The organism is Lactobacillus sp. B4026 (assembly GCF_026535825.1).
Taxonomy (GTDB): Bacteria; Bacillota; Bacilli; order Lactobacillales; family Lactobacillaceae; genus Lactobacillus; species Lactobacillus panisapium.
In genome coordinates this window covers 90,735-110,369 of record NZ_JAFNPD010000005.1, presented here as the reverse complement: position 1 = coordinate 110,369, position 19,635 = coordinate 90,735, and the positions used below count along the sequence as shown (strand labels likewise).

Genomic DNA, 19,635 nt, shown 5'->3' with positions numbered 1-19,635 from the left:
TACTTTTTCTCCTATGCCAAAATATGTAGCGCATTTAATGCGATTGATACTACTAATACAATTAAAATCACATAAACTGGTTTAACCTTTTTTCCTAATAAATAGTAAATTACGCCAACAACTGCTGCTGGCAACAATCCAGGCATTATTTGATCCAAAATATTGTTACCAGTCATCGTTAACTTACCCTGTTTAAACGTAAAGGCTAAATTGACCTTAACCATTGTTGCAGCCAATGCTCCAACTACCATTAAGCCAAGTACAGATGCGGCATTGGTTAATGCTTTTAACGTTGTATTGATTGAAGAAAGCATTTTGGTTCCTGAGCGATAACCAGCAGTGAATAACGGATAGGCAGTTAGCCGAATTAAAATAGACGCAATTATCCACAAAATGCAGCCAAATGGATTACCGTGCAAGGCCATGTTAGCGGCAATTGCACCAAAGATTGTCCATGGAATCGTAACAAATAAGCTATCACCAATTCCGGCAAGCGGTCCCATTAACCCAGTTTTTAAGGCACTAACTGCCTCAAGTGAAGCCGTTTTACCATTTTCTTCCATTCCAACATCAACGCCCATAATAAATGGTGCCGTGTACGGAGTAGTATTAAAAAACTGTAGTTGTGTGGTAATGGCTGTCTTTTTACCAGCTGGGTCATCACGATAATTTTCTTCGATGAAAGGCAACATGGCATAGGTATAACCCAAACCTTCATATTTCTCATAATTTAGCGAAGTTGCACCAAACACAATCCACCGATTCATCACTTTGCGATATATCTTTTTCATTTTACTCATCTTCGTTTGCCCCTCCGTTCACAGCATTTGTTGTTCCTTCACTAGTTTTAGTCTGGTTTTGATATAACAGTAGGGCAATTGCAAAACCAATCAATGAAATTCCAATAATTGGCATCTTGAGGTAAATTGCCAGTACAAAGCCAAAGATAATGTATGAAAAATAATCTCTAGTCGGCAGGTACTGTAATAACATGCCAATTCCGACTGCTGGTAAAATTCCGGCTGCGGTTTTAAGACCGCCTGATAACCAAGCAGGAATATAATTTATAAAACTACCCACAATCTTTGGTCCCAAGATGACAGTTAACAAAACCGGAATTCCTGAAACAAAACTTGTAAATAACGTAGCCAAATATTGCATCCAATTAATCATTTGATAATTTTCTTGCTCCGCAAATTTTTCTGCCCGCTGTTGACAGAAAATATTGGCAGACCATTTTAAAACATCAACTTGAACAATTAATAGTGCAATAGGAATCGCTAGTGCAATCCCAATTGCAGCTTTTTGATGCGTTGCAATCGTTAGATATGTTCCAATTAATGCGGCTGTTTGGTAATCAGGTACCGAAGCTCCCCCAAAACTGGTAATTCCTAGTGTCATCAGTTGCAAAGTACCACCTATATAGAGCCCAGTCTCAGCATCCCCCATAATTAGGCCAGTGATAAAACCAGCAACAACCGGTTGCGAAATGCCTAATTTTGGTCCTTCTTTATCGAAGTTAATAATAAAGCCGTAGATTACGACTAAAATGTTACGTAATAGCATCTTCTTCTCCTTCTTTTGTAATGGTCCAAATATCTTTTACTTGGACTAATTTGCCCTCTACCGTTTTATTAGCAAATACCATGCCAAGATTGGGAAGAAAAAAGCATGCTAATCAGCAAATACTAACTAACATGCTATTTTATTGGTGGTTAAAAATTATTTGGTCAATATAAATTAACTCAGACACCGGAATTTTCACATTATAATTGTCAATAATCACACTAAAAGCAGCTTTGATAATTTTAAGATCTGTTGCATATTTGTGTGCATACGTCTTGGCATATTCCGGATCAAGGTCATTTTTCTCCTTTCTGATTAGTCGTTCGATCAAGTAGCTAATATGCACGTACAAGGTAAATTTTTTCTGATTAGACAAAGATATTGAAAAGCGCCGCTCAAGTTCCTGTAAAAAAATAGTAATGTTTTCAATCACTTTAGGTGCGTCAAGGATAGTCACCATATTAATCGTACGTTCAAGAGAAAAATTCTTAACCAAATTATTCATAATGAGTTTAATCTCTGGCACCGTGAAAGACTTAGTCAGCCATTTTTGCAGCTTAGCTGTCCCCTTATCAGACAATATTTTTTCAAGGTGAATAAAATCTAGTCCCGGAATTTCTGGGTTTTCCGTACCGACAATGCCGATAACATCATACATTTTATTAACCACTTTTACCTTATGTGGATCCTTTAAAGCTTGGTAATCATACGGAATAATCTTGATTTTACTACTGCTTGGCATGCAGCGCTCTAATAATCGCGCCACATGAGTCGCCGTACCAATTCCTGAATAGCAAGTAGTCAGAATTACTTGTTGACGCCGCTTAGCCGGATAGGTTAGCTTAATTTCAATCTTGCTTTTTTGTTGTGCTAACTGGCCAATTTCGCGAAAACTGCGTTTTTGTAAAATGCTTTCGCCAACTGTTAAAGCTAGTGATGTCGAAACGTTATTGATCAACAACAGCGGTGCATCAAGCTGGCGGGGAAATAGTTTTTCAATTTCTTGTAATGACCCCATGTCAACTAAGATAATTAGGCCATGACTAACATCATTATTTTCACTGTAATCAATTATTTTATTAGCAATCTGTTGTGTACTAACATTAATCGGCATATCAAAAGCATCAAGAGTATGGGCATTTAAAAGTCGGTTGACCACATTGGCAATACTGCCAGCCGTCGCGTATCCATGAGCCAATACGATTGCCTTTATTAGCCCAGTTTTAGTAATAATTTCAAGCTTATTGAGATAAATTGATAAGAAAATATAGTCAACTTCGTTTAATTCAATTTCTAAATTATTTTTGATTAATAGCAGCAGTTTGCCGACATAAGCATAAACCTCAGGATAGCGCTGGCGCACTTCCTGATATAAACTGTGCAACGCATTTTTTTGCCTAACCTCATCGATATTCCACTGAATTTTTTGGCGCTCAAAGAGATAATAACTAATTGCATAAATGGCATTACCACTTACCTGCAATTGATAAGCATTTTGTAACTGCTCAAAAAGATGCTTAAGGCGTTCAATTACATAGGACAATAAGGGAAGCTGCTTACTGGCATTTTTCTCAAATAATAAAGTATCGAATAGCTGGTAGACAATTTGCTTCAGCTTGGATTCACAGTTTGGCAAATGATTATTACTTTGTTCATAGGTCGTTAACAAGCGCTCTAGACTATGAAGAAAAATTTTCTTTTCAGGAAAACTGCGGGCAATCAGATCGGCTGGTTCAGTTTCATCAGTAATCTGCAGTGGTTTTTTAGCAGACAGATATGATTCTGTTTTACTTCTCATTAAAACGTCGACCGGTAAATTATAAGCTGTCAGTGTCAATTTATTCGCCTTTTTTTCATCGGCATTAGCACGGGCAATTGTTAATTTGACGGCATTTTTCAAGTCGCCAATATTTCCAACAGGAAGATAATTAGCCAGCATTTCAAGCACCTGATCACTAACAATAATTGGCTTTGCAATCTCACGCTGTTCATTACAAAGTAAGGTATATATTAAATTCAGTCTTTCTTCCCGACTTCGCTGACTTAATGGCGGCAAGCTAATCTTAACCGGTATTCGACGCATAAAAGTAGTTAAAAAGTTATTTTCTACTTCTTCAGTAGTTGCAAAGCACAAACGGACACTTACCCTTTTACCGTGACTTGTTTCACCGACTGGATAAACCAGTCCTTGATCAAGATAAGTAAACAATTTCTCCTGCCCTTTTGGTCCCAGACGATGAACTTCATCTAAAAATAAAATGCCACCGTTTGCTTCAACAAACGCCCCGTCATGATCTTGATCTGCACCTGTGAATGCACCCTTCTTATACCCAAATAAGTTGCTAGTAAGCAATTCCGGATTATCAGCATATTGGGCACAATTAACCGTAACAAATGGTGCAGTTGTCTTAATTAATTTATTCGTCCGACAAAACCGATTGATTAACCCAACTAAATAACTTTTACCAGTGCCACTTTCACCTGTAATAAGTAATGGTAGTCCGTTATTAGGATATAAAACAGCAGCCCTAACACGTTCGACACTTTCTTTTAGACTAGGATTTATTTGCGCAAAACTTTTTAAAATATCTTGGTTGTTATTTTCTTGTTCTAACTGAGCAACTGTTGCATACGTATCTTTTTTTAACGCATAATTGCTTTTTTCAAACTGGGCTCTGTGAATAAAACGCACTGGGCGTGTTTGAACCTTTACTAATTTATGCTCATTTGTTAATTGGTTTAAATAAAGGCTGACAGTATTGCGCTTTGCATTAAGTGCTTGAGCAATACCGCCAGCCGTAAATCGCTTGTCAAGATGATCTAAATCAAGCGTCTTGGTTTGCTTTTTAAGATAAGCCAGTACATCATTTTTTAGCATAATCTCCTCAACTTCTCTGCCCTTTCATTTTCAAGATAAATCGCTTTCAAAGGACATTTTACCGCAATTCTTGCTACAAATAGTGCGTGTTCTACTGTGAAAGAAAGCGATAAACAAAACTTGGATGATAAAAGCCACAGATATTAAGCAAGAACACGTTTGCTCAATTTAAATAAAAATTTCAGCTTTTTTTACTGTGAAAAATGACATACTAGTGTGAACTAAAAAAAGCCTCGAAAATGTTTTTCAAGACTTAGATTAATTAACTATTTTTAGCTTTTCTGTTAGTTCTTTCTCGGAATAGTTTAGTAAATAGATATAGCAGAACATCAGTAATAACTGCGGCCAATGGAAACAGACTAATGTTTCCAATTAAACGACTGTAGTACATGGATAAGCGTGGCGTCAACGGAAAGAGAATTGCTCTGGCAGGAAGAAACCACGGAATAGCCATTAGAATTATAAAAAGAACCTGAATCTTTTTTGATAAGGCCGCAAAATTTAGGGGAAAGTGATCGCTATTTTTATATTTGAGCACATAATACAATATTCCGATTATCCCATATGACATTGTTAAGTTGCTGATAATGTCCATTAAGTCACGATTCACAATGATAATTCCTTTCTTTAATCTCTGACTTAAAAATAAGCTCAGCTAATAATTAATTTCATTCTAGAAGTTATATCTTACTTTTGCAAGCGCTTTAAAAAATAATCATATTTATTACTAAGTAGCTTTTCGCCTTTTTACCTGATTATTGGGATCACAAATAATAAAAAACGAATAAAAGAACGCATCTCTTATTCGTTGTTGATTTTATGATTACTAATTGCAAAGCATTACTCAAGTCACTTAATTATCCACATCGTCATTAGGCCAGCTACCAATACCAAAACTAATTCATCATGCTCTAAGTGATAAATAACAATCCAGTTATCATAAGCTTTACCATAATTTCCACATTTTGCTGGGTGAAATTCACGCTAGCCGCTCCATTCTCCTTTTAAAGCATGATCCTTAATCTGCTTTAAAATTCTGTTATCTTGCTCAATCACCGCTTCTAAGCATAGCTTTAATAACGAGATCGGGTAATGCTTCTTAGCTAACTTTTTTAGTTGACGTTCAAATGACGATGTTTGTTCAATTTTCATCTAACTGATCAACCAAGTCATCAAAATCAGCTAATGAACCAATCGTTTTTACTTGTCCAGTTTCGGCTTCTTTTTTGGCTGCTAATGCCTCTGGAGAATCCAAGAAACTAATCAAACGAACTTCGTTATTTGCCGCTTTAACCAAAGATAATCGCATATATTCAGAAATAGTTAAGCCTTGCTTGGCTAAATTACGTTTAGCTCGCTCACTAATATCAGAAGTGACCCGTGTTGACACAGTTTTATTTTTGACAATGCTTGTGCTCATCATATTTCCCTCCTAGTGTTTACCATGGTATTACGTTACTATATAATGCTTTTCAACTTTCTACAATTAAACAAATTTTAGCTCATAGATTAGAAGATGCATTGATGTGTATTATAAAAAAGATATGGAGACTAAAGATGTCAATACTACTCACATATTCAGTAACTGTGCCTACCTTTAAGGCTCTAGTAACAGTTGATGCAGACGAATTTTGCAGGGACCATTCTAAAACTGTTTGCAAAAAATGATACAGCTCCAAAGTATTTGGTAGGCCTAGAACAAAAGTACTACGCTTTAAATTAGGAGTTTAATTATCCAAATCGTCATTAGGCCAGCTACCAACCAAAAGATCCGGTGTTTCAGCCATTGTACCATATTTAATAAATTCCCTTAGCTGTGTGATTGAGGTTAACGCAATCTGCTTGTTTTTCCCTGTTAATCCAGTGGCAATTTGCTCAGCCTGCTTAAGCAGTTCAGCTGCCGGCCGTTGGTCGCCTCTAGCATCCATTACCCGTAATTCTGCTTTAATTAGTGGCTGAAGTTCTTTTATTTTTGAGTTGTGATTTAAGATACCATTAATGTATACCGTATTGCCCTTGTACTTGCCATTCTTCGACACTAAGTCAACAGATACACCATTATGAATCTTATTAACACGTTTAACCTTAAAAAGTGTCTGATTTTTAACAATCTTTTTAAGCGTTTTTTGCCGATAAGGTTTTCCTGATTGGTGATAGAGCGCTCCTTTTACAGCATTCGGCAATTCAAAGACATAGCCAGCTTTTGCTAACTTTGCAGTCCATTTTTTCGCTGTTGAATATGGTGCCTTGACCGTAATTGCTGCAGCTACATCGCTTGCTGGTAAAATTGTTGAATTGGCAATCCCACAAAGTGCTGTAATCACAACAAGTTTAGTTACCTTTTTTATTCCTGTCTTCATTTTTTATTTCTCCAATTATTACCAAAAATACTTTTCCCTAAGCAAAATTTATTTTTTCTTAGTTCGATGAGCATCAAAACTATTCAAAGTACTTCAATAAAGTTAATATTGATTATGAATACAATACTACAAATATATTAAAAAGCTAGTTATTTAATTTAAGTAAGCACTAAGAGACAGACTAAATAGTTTTCAATTAAAGGACTGGGTTGAAATTTTTTTTTGATTAGCTCGGGCAAAGAAAAAGCACCAAGCTATCTAATAGCTTGATGCCTAAATTATCTGTTCTATCTGCTTTCACTTTTGGAAGATTTGACAGAGCGCAGTTTTTTTATTTATCTGGTACATCTTGAATTGTCACATCAGCGCCGAGCAAACGCAGTTTTTCCTGAACCCGGTCATAACCACGCAAGATATTGCCAGCATTATTAATAATAGTTTCACCGTGGGCCATTAGGCCGGCAATCATTAGACAAGCACCGGCCCGAATCTCACCAGCAGAAACTGTTGCACCATGCAATTTAGAAGTTGGGTGCACGAGGATGATATCATCTTCAACCTTGATGTCAGCTCCCATTTTCCGCAACTGCTCAATATGGCCAACCCGCTTAGGGTAAATACGATCAATTATTACCCCTTCGCCAGTCTTAGCGGTAAGTAAAAGTGGCGTGACCGGTTGCTGCAGATCGGTTGCAAAACCAGGATAAGCACCGGTTTTGATCTGTGTCATTTTTAAATCACCTGCAGGATAAACATACAGGGAATCCTCATCAGCATCAATCACAACACCCATTTCCTCTACTTTTGCTAAATAAGAATCTAGGTGTTCCTCAATAATGTTGTGAATACAAATACCATTACCAATGCAGCCAGCAAGTGAAATATAAGTTCCAGCTTCAATTCGATCCGGAATAATTGTATGTGGGGCTCTGGCCTCCAGCTTTTCCACGCCCTCAATTCTGATTGAGTCGGTCCCAGCACCACGAATGGTTGCTCCCATGTTGTTAAGAAAAGTCGCAAGATCAATTATTTCCGGCTCTTTAGCAGCATTTTCAATGACTGTTTGCCCTTGTGCCGTAACTGAAGCCATAATAATGTTCATCGTCGCACCAACGGACGGCATCTCTAAGTGGATAGTCGCTCCCTTTAGACCGGTCGCGGGAGCCGTAATTGTTATTTGATCATTTTCATTTGTGACACATGCGCCTAAGGCTTCAAAGCCTTTAATGTGTTGGTCAATGGGGCGGGGTCCAATATCATCCCCACCAGGGAAGCCCACAACAGCCTTACCAAACCGGCCAAGAAGAGCACCCATAAAATAATATGAAGCACGCAAGCTCTTGATTTTACCGCTTGGCAATGGGCTCATCTTAATGTTCTCGGGATCAATATGCAAAGTGGTTTTCTGAAAATCACTTTTAACATCCATTTCATTTAACAAGTCCATTAAGTTGTCGACATCAGCAATCCTCGGAACGCCTTCCAAAGTTACCGGTGTACGCGACAAAATTGATGCCGGAATCAGTGCTACAGTGGAATTCTTTGCACCACCAATCCAGACATCACCCTGTAGGGGCTTTCCACCATGAATTATCATTTGCTTCATTGGCGAAAAAATCCTTTTCTATTTCGATTAGTCATAATAATGTTAAAGGAATTTAACAGAAAAAACAAGAGAAGACTTCTGTCCTCCCTGCTTAAAAATTAAGATTTTTGTATTATTCAACTACACGCATTACAATTTCTGTTCTGGTAATCCACAAGCTGCACCAATAAATGCCTTATATAAGCCTTCTGGTCTTTGTGGTCTACTCAAAAATTCAGGGTGATATTGCGCAGCAACGAAGAATTTGTTCTTAGTTATTTCAATTACTTCAACTAAGTGATTATCTGGGGAAACACCAGAGAAAGTCATACCGGCTTTTTCAAATGCTTCACGGTATTCATTGTTGAATTCGTAACGGTGACGGTGACGCTCTTGGATAACTTCTTGGTTACCATAAGCAGCAGCAGTCTTAGTTCCAGGCTTTAAGGCAGTTGGGTATAAGCCAAGACGCAAAGTACCACCAATGTTTTCTTCATCCCGCTTATCTGCCATGATATCAATTACATTATGAGTTGTTTCAGGATCTGCTTCGATTGAGTTAGCATCACGATAGCCTAGGACATCACGAGCAAATTCAACCGTTGCCATCTGCATTCCTAAGCAAACACCTAAGAATGGAATGTCATTTTCCCGTGCATACTTAATCGCGGTGATCATACCTTCTAAACCACGCGTACCAAAGCCACCAGGAACGATTAATCCATCTGAGCCCTTCATAAAGTCAGCAATATTGTCTTCAGTAATATCCTCTGCTTGCACCTTATTAATTTCAACATTGGTGTTGTATGAATAACCAGCGTGCTTCAAGGCATCAGTAACTGAAATGTAGGCATCTTCAAGTTCTACGTATTTTCCAACCAAAGTAATCTTAGTCTTGTACTTCAGGTTCTTAACCCGCTCATCAAGCCGAATCCATTCAGCCATATCAGCTTCCTTTTTCGGACTTTGCAGGTGTAAGAAGTCACAAACCTTTTGGTCCATGCCTTGCTCTTGGAATGCTAGTGGCAAGTCAAAGAGTGATGGTGCGTTGATTGATTCAATAATCCGGTCAACCGGAACATCAGTAAAGTTAGAAATCTTGTCCTTATGTTCTTGGTCAATTGGCATTTCTGCCCGTAAAACCAACATGTTAGGCTGAATACCAATACTACGGAGTTCGGCTACTGAGTGCTGTGTTGGTTTAGTCTTCATTTCTTGGGCAGCGTGCAGGTAAGGTACCAATGTACAGTGAATGTACATCACGTTTTCTTCCCCAACTTCGCGCCGCATCTGTCTAATTGCTTCCATAAATGGGGTCGACTCGATATCACCGACCGTACCACCAATTTCAGAAATAACCACATCAGAATCAGTCGTCAGCCCTGCCCGCATGATTTTTTGCTTAATCATGTCCGTGATGTGCGGAATAACCTGAACAGTAGCTCCGTGATAATCACCACGACGTTCTTTTTCTAATACTTCTTTGTAAATTTTCCCAGTTGTTACGTTCGAATATTTACTTGTCCGTACGTCAACAATCCGCTCATAGTGACCTAAATCAAGGTCCGCTTCAGTACCGTCATCAGTGACAAAAACCTCGCCGTGTTGGTAAGGATTCATTGTACCTGGATCAATATTGATGTAGGGATCGAACTTTTGCATAGTTACCTTTAAGCCCCGATTCTTTAACAACCGGCCGAGACTTGAAGCAGTGATTCCTTTACCCAGAGAAGAAACAACACCGCCAGTAACGAAGATATATTTTGTCATTAGCCAAACTCCTTTTGCAAAAAATAAAAAATAAAAAAAGCTCCCTTGCGGGAGCATAAACGCACATAGGGTGCCCAAGTAAAATACTATCATTTTCAGACATGAAGTCAAGAAAAATTATTCATCTTCATCGTCATCATCATTTAATTCAGATAATTGACCTTCGATACCGTCAGGCAAGTCCTCATCATCTTCGTCATCCGTATCAACGAAATCGTCATCTTCGCCAAAGTCGTCAGCATCGTCATCAGCGGTAGCATCAAGATCTTCATCTTCTGGATCATCATTATCGTAATCGATAATATCATCGCTACCAGTAGCACTTGCTAAGAAAGCATTGACCTTCTTATGGTGAGCACGGGTATCTTCTTCATCCTCATCTTCAGGGTGGTTGACTTCTTCGTCAACTGACTCATAAGGAAACCATGAGCGCAAAGCCCAAACATTTTCACCCATTGAAATGAACTCACCATTAGTGTTCAAGTCAGTGTAAAATTGGGGTAAACGCTCCCGAATTTCCTCGTCGCTCTCACCCAAGTACTTTTGTACTTCATTAACAATATCGGCAAAAGCCATTCTCTTATTGTTATCTTCCAAAATTGCGCGAGCAACTTCAATCATTGATAATTCATTACGATTTTTGTCTTTAAAGTCGTTTAATCCCACAATTGCATTCCTCTCTTTTAACAATCCTTCTTATTTTACTAGGCGTTTAAGTAAAAATCAACGTGACGGTATAATTTCCTACTAAGTATAGACCACTAAAGAGGTCATATTCAATGTGAAGTTCCCTAGATCCATCAATTTTAGGGAAAAATTTAATTATTTTGGTCCTACTAGTTAAATCCATCTGATAACCTTGGGCTACGTAACGACATTCCTTTTTCTGGCCCACACTAAAGTGGAGTTGGGAATAATCACTGGCAGAATCACCACGTCTAATGATTACATCATTTTCTTTAATTAAAAGCTTAACGGGCACTTCGCCGTCTTCCAGATAAGAGACACGGGTAATCCCATTATGCTCGGTTAATTCGCCAGTACCAGACTTGCGAAAAGTTTCACTTTCCTTTTCTTGTTTAATTGTACTAGTAAACGCAATTTTTACTTTAGTCATGACTTAACTTAAATTCCTCATCTTAACCAAAAGCTGGCACCAGCAACTCGGTTTGTTAAATAAAAAAAGCTAACCATCTAGATTAGCTAAAATCTTACAGTCAAACTGGCCAACTTAAAAGTTTTTAATCGAGCAGAAGTCGACTGCTTATTGTCATTATTATAAAGTAAAAAGCCGATTTTCGCCAGTAAAGCAAACCCTAGTTGCAATCAACTTAGTGCAATTATGGCACTTGCCAGCATAACTGAAGCAAACTCAAAATTGCCGAAAGCGGGCCTTACGCTTAGTTAGCAACTCATTAACTGACAATTTAGCAAAAGCGGCAATTTTTTGCGCAAGCAATTGCCGCAATTTAACCGCATCCTGAGCTAACACGTCTTCAGGTAAAACACGTTCAATTACACCGTGTTCTTTCAGCCATTGCGGCTCAATATGCATTAATTCGGCAGCTTGACTAGCTAGTTTACCATCTTTCCACATAATTGAGGCAAACCCTTCTGGCGACAAGACGGTATACATACTGTGCTCAAGCATCCAAATTTCGTCACTGCAGGCCAAAGCAAGCGCGCCACCGGAGCCAGCCTCACCCACAATAACGGTTAATAGCGGCACCTTAAGCTGAAGCATCTCACTAATGCTTTGGGCAATGACTTGCCCTTGGCCACTTTTTTCCGCGTCAGCTCCTGGATATGCTCCGGGTGTATTTAATAATGTAATCACTGGAATGTTCAAACTAGCCGCAGTTTTCATTATTCGGTTAGCTTTACGGTAACCACACGGTAGCGGGCTACCAAAGTTCGTCGCTAACCGCTTGTCAAGTTCTTGCCCCTTATTGGTTGCAATAACGGCAACACTGCGGCCGTTAATTGTCGCAAAGCCGGCAATAATTGCGGCGTCGTCACCGGTTGCCCTGTCACCATGCATTTCGAAAAAATCAGGAAAGAGCTGTTTTACCAGTTTGTTCATGTCAGTTTTGCTATCACTGCGGGCACCATTCATGATGGCAGTAATTTCGTCATTTGCCATTAGCTCGCTCCCTCCCACTTTTTAGCGGCGAAAATTGCCAATAGTTGTTCTAGGCATTCTTTCTGTTCAGTTCGGGGCACGATGGCGTCAATAAAGCCGTTAGCAAATGCATTTTCAGCACTTTGAAAATTTGGCGGCAATTTTTTATTAATTGTCTGTTCAATTACCCGCCGACCAGCGAAGCCAACCAAAGCATGGGGTTCGGCAAGAATAACATCACCTTGGGAAGCAAAACTGGCAGTTACCCCACCAGTTGTCGGATCCATCATGACTACAATATAAACCAGTCCTGCTTCGCGGTGCTGGTTGACTGCCTGAGAAATCTTGGCCATTTGCATTAACGAAGTAATTCCTTCCTGCATCCTAGCCCCACCAGAAGCTGTCAACACGATGACCGGTAGTTTTTCCGCGGTTGCCCGCTCAAACATTTTCGTAATCCGTTCACCTGTGGCACTTCCTAAACTTCCCATGATAAAATCAGGATCCATAATGCCAAGAGCCGTTTCATAGCCACCAATTTTAGCTTGTCCAGTTAAAACGGCATCCTTAAGCTTAGTTTTGGTCTGCATTTGCTTAATTTTGGCTTGATATTGGGGAAAAGCCAGAGGATCAGTTGTCGCAATTGTTTCATCCCATTCGCTAAACTCTTTGGTCAGCATTTTAAGCCTTGTTCTGGCAGTTACCCGGAAGCCGTAGCCGCAGTTAGGACACAACCGGTATTTGCCTAATTTGCGAAAATAAAATTTGGTCTTACACTGCGGACAAACCCGAAAGATTCCCTGTGGTACATTTTCCTGGTAATTGGCTAATGCGTGGTGAGGATGCTTAGAGAACTTAATTGCCATCTGTCACAGCCTCCTTAGCGCCAGCTTTTTCTTTTTCCTGCTTAATATAATAAGGTAAAAACTGTTGATCAATGTAGGTGGTCAAGTAGTTACCACTTTGAAAAGCCGAATCGGTTAATAATGCCACTAAAAAGTCGCGGTTAGTTTTCAGACCCGTGATTGAAAACTCACTTAGGGCGTCTAATAAGCGTCTGATAGCCAGCGAACGATTATCGGCATGAGCGATAATTTTAATAATCATGGAATCATAAAAAGGTGAGACTTGATCCCCACTGTTGACACCACTCTCAATTCTGATACCTAAGCCGCTGGGCAAAGACATCTGCTTGATTTTACCGGCTTGCGGACGAAAATGGTGAAGTGGATCTTCGGCATTAATTCGGGCTTCGATGGCGGCACCATGCAGATGGACATCATCTTGGGTAATACTTAAATCATCCCCGGCGGCAATATGGAGCTGCTCTTTAACAAGATCAATTTGTGCAACTTCTTCAGTAATCGAGTGCTCGACTTGAATACGCGTATTCATTTCCATAAAGTAAAAATGATGTGCTGGATCCATTAAGAACTCAATTGTTCCCACATTTTCATAGTGAATAGCCTTAATTGCCTTGGACGTAATCTTTTGCAGGTATTGCCGTTCTTGATCATTGATCTGTGAACAAGGTGTTTCTTCAAGCACTTTTTGCTGTTTACGCTGCATTGAGCAGTCACGCTCAGGCAAAGCCACAACGTGGCCCGCTTGATCTGCAATAATCTGCACCTCAATGTGCTTGGCTGGTGAAATGATTTTTTCAAGGTACATCGAATCATCGCCAAAAGAAAGTTTTGCTTCTTCTTGGGCCTGACTGAATGCCTGTGGCAAATCCTCGGGACGCTTAACCTTCCTGATTCCTTTTCCGCCACCACCAGCAACGGCCTTAAGCATTACCGGAAAACCTACTTTATTAGCTACAGTTAGGGCTTGGGCGGCATCTTTAACGGGACCAGTGCTGCCTGGAATAACGGGAACTCCATGTTGCCGCATTGTTTCCCGCGCGTTGGCTTTATTTCCCATAAGCGAAATGGTCTTGGCCTGCGGTCCAATAAAAACCAGGTGACATTCAGCACACATCTGGGCAAATTCCGAACTTTCAGATAAAAAGCCATAGCCGGGATGAATAGCTTGTGCTCCGGTTAAAAGAGCCGCACTAATAATGTTTTGCATATTTAAATATGATTGTGCCGGCTGAGGCTGACCAATGCAGACAGCCTCGTCCGCTTCTTTGACGTGTTGGGAGTCTTTATCGGCAGTTGAGTACACTGCCACCGCGGTAATATCTAACTCATGTAAAGCATGAATGATGCGAACTGCGATTTCTCCCCTATTAGCGATTAATACTTTACTAAACATGTTTATCCTACTTTACTGTATGGCAAAAATTAATTCAGCCGTGCATGCCACTTTACCATTAACGGTCGCCTTTGCTAGTCCTATTCCGGCCGAGCCACGCAATTTATCCAGTTCAACCGTTAAATCTAGGGTGTCGCCCGGTTTAACCATAGCCCGAAAACGGGCATTTTTTATTCCGCCAAAATAAACGGTTTTACCAGTAAACTCCGGCATGGTTAGCAAGGCAACAGCTCCAGTCTGCGCTAAAGCCTCAGTAATTAATACACCAGGCATGACGGGATTACCGGGGAAATGCCCCTGAAAATAGCTTTCATTAATGGTTGTGTTCTTGCGCGCATGGGCATATTCTCCCGGGCGATAATCAAGCACTTGATCAATCAAGAGCATTGGGTAGCGGTGAGGCAAAATTTGCTGAATTTCCTGGCTTGATAAGGTTTGTTTAGTTTCTTTTTCACTCATCATTTGCACTCCTTTAATCAGGAATAATCGTCATCAATGGTTGATCGTACTCAACCACTTCTTCATTAGCCACCAAGATTTCAGTAATTGTTCCACTGCTAGTGCTTTTGATCTCAGTCATCATTTTCATCGCTTCAATCAAGCAAACAACTTCGCCCTTTTGAACATGATCGCCAACTTTTTTATATTGCGGTTTATCGGGACTTGGCTGCAAATAGACGATGCCAACCAGTGGCGCCTTAACTTGCACTGTATTAGCTTTTACCTCAGTAGCTTGTTTAGCAGACTCAGGGAGAGCCTTGGCTGAAGCTGTCGGCAGTGCGGGACTGGCTTGCTTCTGCTGCTTAGCAACTTCTTCACCTGTGCCGGTTACCTGAACCGGCTGGTCAGCGATGTCTCGTTTATCAATTAAAATATGGCCACCTTCAAAGTCCAACTCAAGCTTTTGAATTTCACTTTGATCAATTTGTGCGATTAATTCTTGAATTTCCGCAAATTTCATCTAATCACCCCATCTTTTCATTGCAATTACCCCGTTATGACCACCAAAGCCAAACGAATTACTTAAGGCGTAATCAACCTGCTGGTGGCAATTATTTTTAGTAACCAAATTAATTGCACACTGCGGATCTTGCTGCTTGAGCCCCACATTAACTGGTAATTGACCAGAATTAAGGGCCAAAATGGTGGCAATAGCTTCAACAGCACCAGCAGCTCCTAGCAAGTGACCGGTCATGCTCTTGGTACTTGAAACGAGGACATTGCTATCCGCTCCAAAGACCTGGTTAATTGCTTTTGCTTCTGCTATATCATTAGCCTTTGTACTTGTACCATGAGCATTAATATAGCCGACCTGTTCTGGTGCAATTTTACCTTCCGTAAGCGCCAACTTCATTGCGCGGGCCGCTTGCGTGCCAGCAGGATCAGGCGATGTAATATGGTAAGCATCAGAACTGACTCCGTAACCAACAATCTCGCCCCATATTTTAGCGCCCCTTTTTTGTGCATGTTCCAGTGACTCAAGGATGATTGAACCAGCACCCTCACCCATCACAAAGCCAGAACGGTCCTGATCAAACGGAATACTGGCTCTTTGGGGATCTGTTGCTGTTGCCAAAGTTGCAATTGCCGCAAAACCGGCAATGCCGCTTTCATTAATTGCTGATTCCGATCCGCCAGTAATCATGACATCAGCATGACCATCCTTTATTTGCCGAAAGGCTTCGCCAATTGCATTTGTAGCTGAGCTGCAGGCCGTAACAATTGTTGTACTGATTGCTTGTGCGTTGTATTTAATTGAAATGTTGCCAGCGGCCATGTTCGCAATCGCCGTTGGGATAAACATCGGTGAAACCCGGTCAAGACCTTTATCATGCCACTTGATTACCTGTTCTTGAATCGTAGTCAAGCCGCCAATGCCGCTACCCCAAATAACACCCAAGCGCTCACTATTGGTATTTGCTTCATTAATACCAGCTTGCTGAATGGCCTCCGCCGTCGCATACATCGCATATTGCGTAAACCGATCCATCCGCCTCGTATCTTTTTTAGCTAAATACTTCAAAGGATCGAAATCCTTCAATTGTCCAGCTAAGGTTACGCCAGTAGAACTGGCATCAAAATAGGAAATAGGCGCAAAACCGACTTGTTGTTTGTTTAAACCTGCTTGAAAGCTGGCTAAATCATTACCAATGGGAGTTAGAGCTCCCATTCCCGTAACTACTACTCTTGTCATAGCCTCTCCTTTACTGCATGGTTAAACCGCCGTCGACGGTAATTGTTTGGCCGGTTACATAATCACTTTGAGCTAAGAAAATAGCCGCCTGCGCCACTTCTTCCACTTGGCCTAGACGCTTAAGTGGAATCTGGTCAATTATCTGTTGCTCTAATTTAGAACTAAGATTTTGGGTCATCTGAGTAGCAATCATTCCGGGCGCAATCGCGTTGCACCGCAAGTTACGCATGGCAACTTCTTTTGCAACAGACTTGGTTAAGCCGATTACTCCTGCCTTACTGGCAGCATAATTTGCTTGCCCAATATTACCGGTCAACCCAATTACACTTGCCAGATTGATAAAACAACCGCTGCGCTGCTTATACATTGGTCTGACTGCTTGTCTGATAACGTTAAACGTACCAATCAGATTAGTATCAATCACGCTTTGAAAATCTTCTTCTGACATTCGGTTCAGCAAGCCATCCTTGACAATTCCGGCATTATTAACCACGACATCTAACTGATTAAATTGGGCATAAATCTGGGCAATCATTTCTTTGACAGCAGAGACATCCGTTATATCGGCGCTAAGATCAATTACATCATTACCATATTTTTTTAGTTCTGTAATAATTGCTGGTGCTACCGGTTTACGCGCATTTAAAACAATCTTGGCATGATTTTGCGCAAAAGCTTGTGCGATAGCCAGACCAATGCCGCGTGAGCTGCCTGTTATCAAAACAACTTTATCTTTTAAATCCATTATTTCATTGCCTCCAATGCACTAACTGCAGCTTGCATGTCAGCACAACTATCCGTGCGGTAAGTTGGCACACCGGCAACCACTTTACGGGCAAAAGACAGTAAAGTTTGACCGGGACCAAGCTCGACTACCGCGGTTAATTTATCTTGGTGCTGCATTAATGTCTTAGCAAAATAAGTTGAACTCACTAGCTGATTAGTTAAATTAGTCGTCAAATTCGCGGGCGTAAATTCTGTTTGCGTTGTTGTACTGTATACCGGAAAGCGCCCTTTTTGCCAGTTAACTTGCTTTAATTCGGCATTAAGATCTGACTGAATCGACTGCATTAACGGAGTGTGAAAAGCTCCGCTAACCCGCAGCGGCACTACCCGGGCACCCTGAGCAGTTAACTCACTACATGCCTTGGTGACAGGTTTTTCGGCCCCGCCAATTACCACTTGCTTTGGAGTATTAACGTTGGCAATGCCGATTTCTCCTAAATCTTGGACAGTTGCTAAAACCGCCTTAATTTTAGGTAGCGAACTTTTCATCACGGCCACCATCACACCAGGATGTTGCTTGCTTGCTTTTCCCATTAGTTCGCCGCGTTTTTGGATAAGTCGCAAAGCTGAAACAAAATCAATGTTATGCGCACTCGCAAGTGCACTGTATTCGCCTAAGCTAAGACCAATGCCAAAAGCAGGTATATCTACGCTATCCTGCAATACTTGGTTAAGTGCATAACTCACTGCTAAGATTGCTGGCTGTGCATACTCAGTTGCCGCCAATCGTTGTGCTTGCGCCTGATTATAAAGTAGGTCAGGTAAGTCAAACTGCAAAATATTGCTGGCCTGATCAATCAACTGACGATACTGCGGTACTGATTGATATAAATCTAGCGTAAGTCCGGTTTTTTGTGCTCCTTGTCCACTAAATAGTAATCCAATCATTGCTTAACGACCGCCAGTCAATAGTTTTTCTGCTTGTTCAGCTACTTCAGCCAAAATCTCCGCAGCTGGTTGTTCTTCATGCACCATGCCAGAAATTTCACCGGCCATAAATGAACCGGTATCCGGATCCCCGTCGATGACTGCCCGGCGCAAACTGCCGCTTCCCATCTCTTCTAATTTGGCAAAATCAGGCTCAGGCTGCAATGCTTCTTCTTTTTCCAGCTTGATATAGTCCTTTGCCATCTTATTTTTCAAAACGCGCGAAGGATGACCAGCATATTCGCCAGTTACCATCGTACTGGCATCTTTAGCACGCAAGACAGCTTTTTTATAATTCGGATGAATCTTTGATTCTTTCGCAACTAAAAAGCGGGTACCCATTTGAACACCTTGTGCACCTAACATAAATGCAGCTGCAAGACCGCGGCCATCACCAATACCACCAGCAGCAATTACCGGAATTTTCACGGCATCTACCACTTGCGGAACCAGTGCCATCGTTGTCAATTTACCAATATGACCCCCGGATTCCATCCCTTCCGCAATGACAGCATCAGCACCAATGCGCTCCATCATTCGCGCAAGTGCTACTGAACCGACAACAGGAATTACCTTAATCTGTGCTTTTTTAAATTCGGATAAGTACTTGGAAGGATTACCGGCACCAGTAGTGACAACGGCAACTTTGTCCTTATTGGCTAAGATTACGTCAACCACATCATCGGCATATGGTGATAGCAACATGACATTGACGCCAAAAGGACGGTCGGTTAACGACTTTGCCCGCTCGATTTCTGCCGCTACAACATCGCCTGGTGCATTGCCGGCACCAATAATTCCTAGGCCACCAGCATTGGAAACACTGGCAGCCAACTTACCATCAGCAACCCAAGCCATTCCGCCTTGAAAGATTGGATAGTTAAGTCCCAAACTTTTCATTAATGGACTTAATTCCATGAGTTAACCCTCTTTCGCAGCTAGCTGTTTTTGCACAAAATCAACCAAATCTTGAACGGTCTGAATACCATCTTCACTTTCAATCTTGATGTCAAACTCGTCTTCCAATTCATTAATTACTTCAAAAACATCCAAACTATCGGCATTTAAATCATCCTTGATATTTGCTTGCGGCGTCACTGCAGCATCGCTTTCTCCGGTTTGGGCAACAATAATTTCTTTTACCTTTTCAAAAATTTCTTGTTCTGTCATCTTGTATACTTCCTCTGT

Annotated in this window: 20 protein-coding genes and 1 pseudogene; all 21 read right to left on the bottom strand. The window is 40.8% G+C overall.

The window, feature by feature from the left end; all coding sequences use genetic code 11:
• Positions 1–11: 11 nt before the first annotated feature.
• Positions 12–800 (bottom strand): PTS system mannose/fructose/sorbose family transporter subunit IID, encoded by a 789-nt coding sequence (locus J3U69_RS05890; RefSeq protein WP_267413378.1) that lies wholly within the window; start codon positions 798–800, stop codon positions 12–14.
• Positions 793–1,566, bottom strand: coding sequence for a PTS mannose/fructose/sorbose/N-acetylgalactosamine transporter subunit IIC (locus J3U69_RS05885; protein ID WP_220220121.1), 774 nt, complete (start codon positions 1,564–1,566; stop codon positions 793–795). Before J3U69_RS05885 ends, J3U69_RS05890 begins: the two co-directional genes overlap by 8 nt.
• A gap of 139 nt (positions 1,567–1,705) precedes the next feature.
• Positions 1,706–4,444, bottom strand: coding sequence for a sigma 54-interacting transcriptional regulator (locus J3U69_RS05880; RefSeq protein WP_267413377.1), 2,739 nt, complete (start codon positions 4,442–4,444; stop codon positions 1,706–1,708).
• A gap of 262 nt (positions 4,445–4,706) precedes the next feature.
• Positions 4,707–5,054, bottom strand: a complete 348-nt coding sequence (locus J3U69_RS05875) for a hypothetical protein (protein ID WP_220268458.1) — start codon at positions 5,052–5,054, stop codon at positions 4,707–4,709.
• A gap of 239 nt (positions 5,055–5,293) precedes the next feature.
• Positions 5,294–5,596, bottom strand: a pseudogene (locus tag J3U69_RS10410) (type II toxin-antitoxin system YafQ family toxin).
• On the bottom strand, positions 5,586–5,864 hold the full coding sequence (locus tag J3U69_RS05865; protein WP_267413412.1) for a type II toxin-antitoxin system RelB/DinJ family antitoxin: 279 nt from the start codon (positions 5,862–5,864) through the stop codon (positions 5,586–5,588). The pseudogene J3U69_RS10410 and the gene J3U69_RS05865 overlap by 11 nt, the downstream one beginning before the upstream one ends.
• Positions 5,865–6,171: 307 nt before the next feature.
• The gene (locus J3U69_RS05860) at positions 6,172–6,804 is read right to left on the bottom strand and encodes a hypothetical protein (RefSeq protein WP_267413374.1); all 633 of its coding nucleotides are present in this window, start codon (positions 6,802–6,804) and stop codon (positions 6,172–6,174) included.
• Positions 6,805–7,135: 331 nt separating this feature from the next.
• The gene (locus tag J3U69_RS05855) at positions 7,136–8,410 is read right to left on the bottom strand and encodes a UDP-N-acetylglucosamine 1-carboxyvinyltransferase (RefSeq protein ID WP_220220124.1); all 1,275 of its coding nucleotides are present in this window, start codon (positions 8,408–8,410) and stop codon (positions 7,136–7,138) included.
• A gap of 129 nt (positions 8,411–8,539) precedes the next feature.
• Positions 8,540–10,159, bottom strand: a complete 1,620-nt coding sequence (locus J3U69_RS05850; protein ID WP_220220125.1) for a CTP synthase — start codon at positions 10,157–10,159, stop codon at positions 8,540–8,542.
• Between the two features lie 117 nt (positions 10,160–10,276).
• Positions 10,277–10,825, bottom strand: a complete 549-nt coding sequence (gene rpoE / locus J3U69_RS05845) for a DNA-directed RNA polymerase subunit delta (protein ID WP_103752299.1) — start codon at positions 10,823–10,825, stop codon at positions 10,277–10,279.
• 46 nt (positions 10,826–10,871) lie between these two features.
• Entirely contained in the window at positions 10,872–11,276 is a 405-nt protein-coding gene (locus J3U69_RS05840; protein WP_220234787.1) for a DUF1934 domain-containing protein, read from the bottom strand.
• Positions 11,277–11,531: 255 nt separating this feature from the next.
• Positions 11,532–12,302, bottom strand: coding sequence for a carboxyltransferase subunit alpha (accA, locus tag J3U69_RS05835; RefSeq protein ID WP_267413372.1), 771 nt, complete (start codon positions 12,300–12,302; stop codon positions 11,532–11,534).
• Complete coding sequence (locus tag J3U69_RS05830) at positions 12,302–13,147, bottom strand: acetyl-CoA carboxylase carboxyltransferase subunit beta (protein ID WP_323848321.1); 846 nt, start codon at positions 13,145–13,147, stop codon at positions 12,302–12,304. The genes accA and J3U69_RS05830 overlap by 1 nt, the downstream gene beginning before the upstream one ends.
• Positions 13,137–14,540, bottom strand: coding sequence for an acetyl-CoA carboxylase biotin carboxylase subunit (locus J3U69_RS05825; RefSeq protein ID WP_267413371.1), 1,404 nt, complete (start codon positions 14,538–14,540; stop codon positions 13,137–13,139). Before J3U69_RS05825 ends, J3U69_RS05830 begins: the two co-directional genes overlap by 11 nt.
• A gap of 12 nt (positions 14,541–14,552) precedes the next feature.
• Positions 14,553–14,999 carry a 3-hydroxyacyl-ACP dehydratase FabZ gene (gene fabZ, locus J3U69_RS05820; RefSeq protein ID WP_103752294.1) on the bottom strand — a complete coding sequence of 149 codons (447 nt, stop codon included), beginning with the start codon at positions 14,997–14,999 and terminating at the stop codon, positions 14,553–14,555.
• 13 nt (positions 15,000–15,012) lie between these two features.
• The gene (gene accB / locus J3U69_RS05815) at positions 15,013–15,501 is read right to left on the bottom strand and encodes an acetyl-CoA carboxylase biotin carboxyl carrier protein (protein ID WP_267413370.1); all 489 of its coding nucleotides are present in this window, start codon (positions 15,499–15,501) and stop codon (positions 15,013–15,015) included.
• On the bottom strand, positions 15,502–16,734 hold the full coding sequence (gene fabF, locus J3U69_RS05810) for a beta-ketoacyl-ACP synthase II (RefSeq protein WP_267413369.1): 1,233 nt from the start codon (positions 16,732–16,734) through the stop codon (positions 15,502–15,504).
• A 10-nt stretch (positions 16,735–16,744) separates the two neighbouring features.
• On the bottom strand, positions 16,745–17,479 hold the full coding sequence (fabG, locus tag J3U69_RS05805) for a 3-oxoacyl-[acyl-carrier-protein] reductase (RefSeq protein ID WP_267413367.1): 735 nt from the start codon (positions 17,477–17,479) through the stop codon (positions 16,745–16,747).
• Complete coding sequence (locus J3U69_RS05800; RefSeq protein ID WP_267413366.1) at positions 17,479–18,408, bottom strand: ACP S-malonyltransferase; 930 nt, start codon at positions 18,406–18,408, stop codon at positions 17,479–17,481. Before J3U69_RS05800 ends, fabG begins: the two co-directional genes overlap by 1 nt.
• Positions 18,409–18,411: 3 nt before the next feature.
• A complete protein-coding gene (gene fabK, locus J3U69_RS05795; RefSeq protein ID WP_267409825.1) occupies positions 18,412–19,365 on the bottom strand; it encodes an enoyl-[acyl-carrier-protein] reductase FabK in 954 nt (317 codons plus the stop codon).
• 3 nt (positions 19,366–19,368) lie between these two features.
• Positions 19,369–19,617, bottom strand: coding sequence for an acyl carrier protein (locus J3U69_RS05790; protein WP_103752288.1), 249 nt, complete (start codon positions 19,615–19,617; stop codon positions 19,369–19,371).
• Positions 19,618–19,635: the final 18 nt, after the last annotated feature.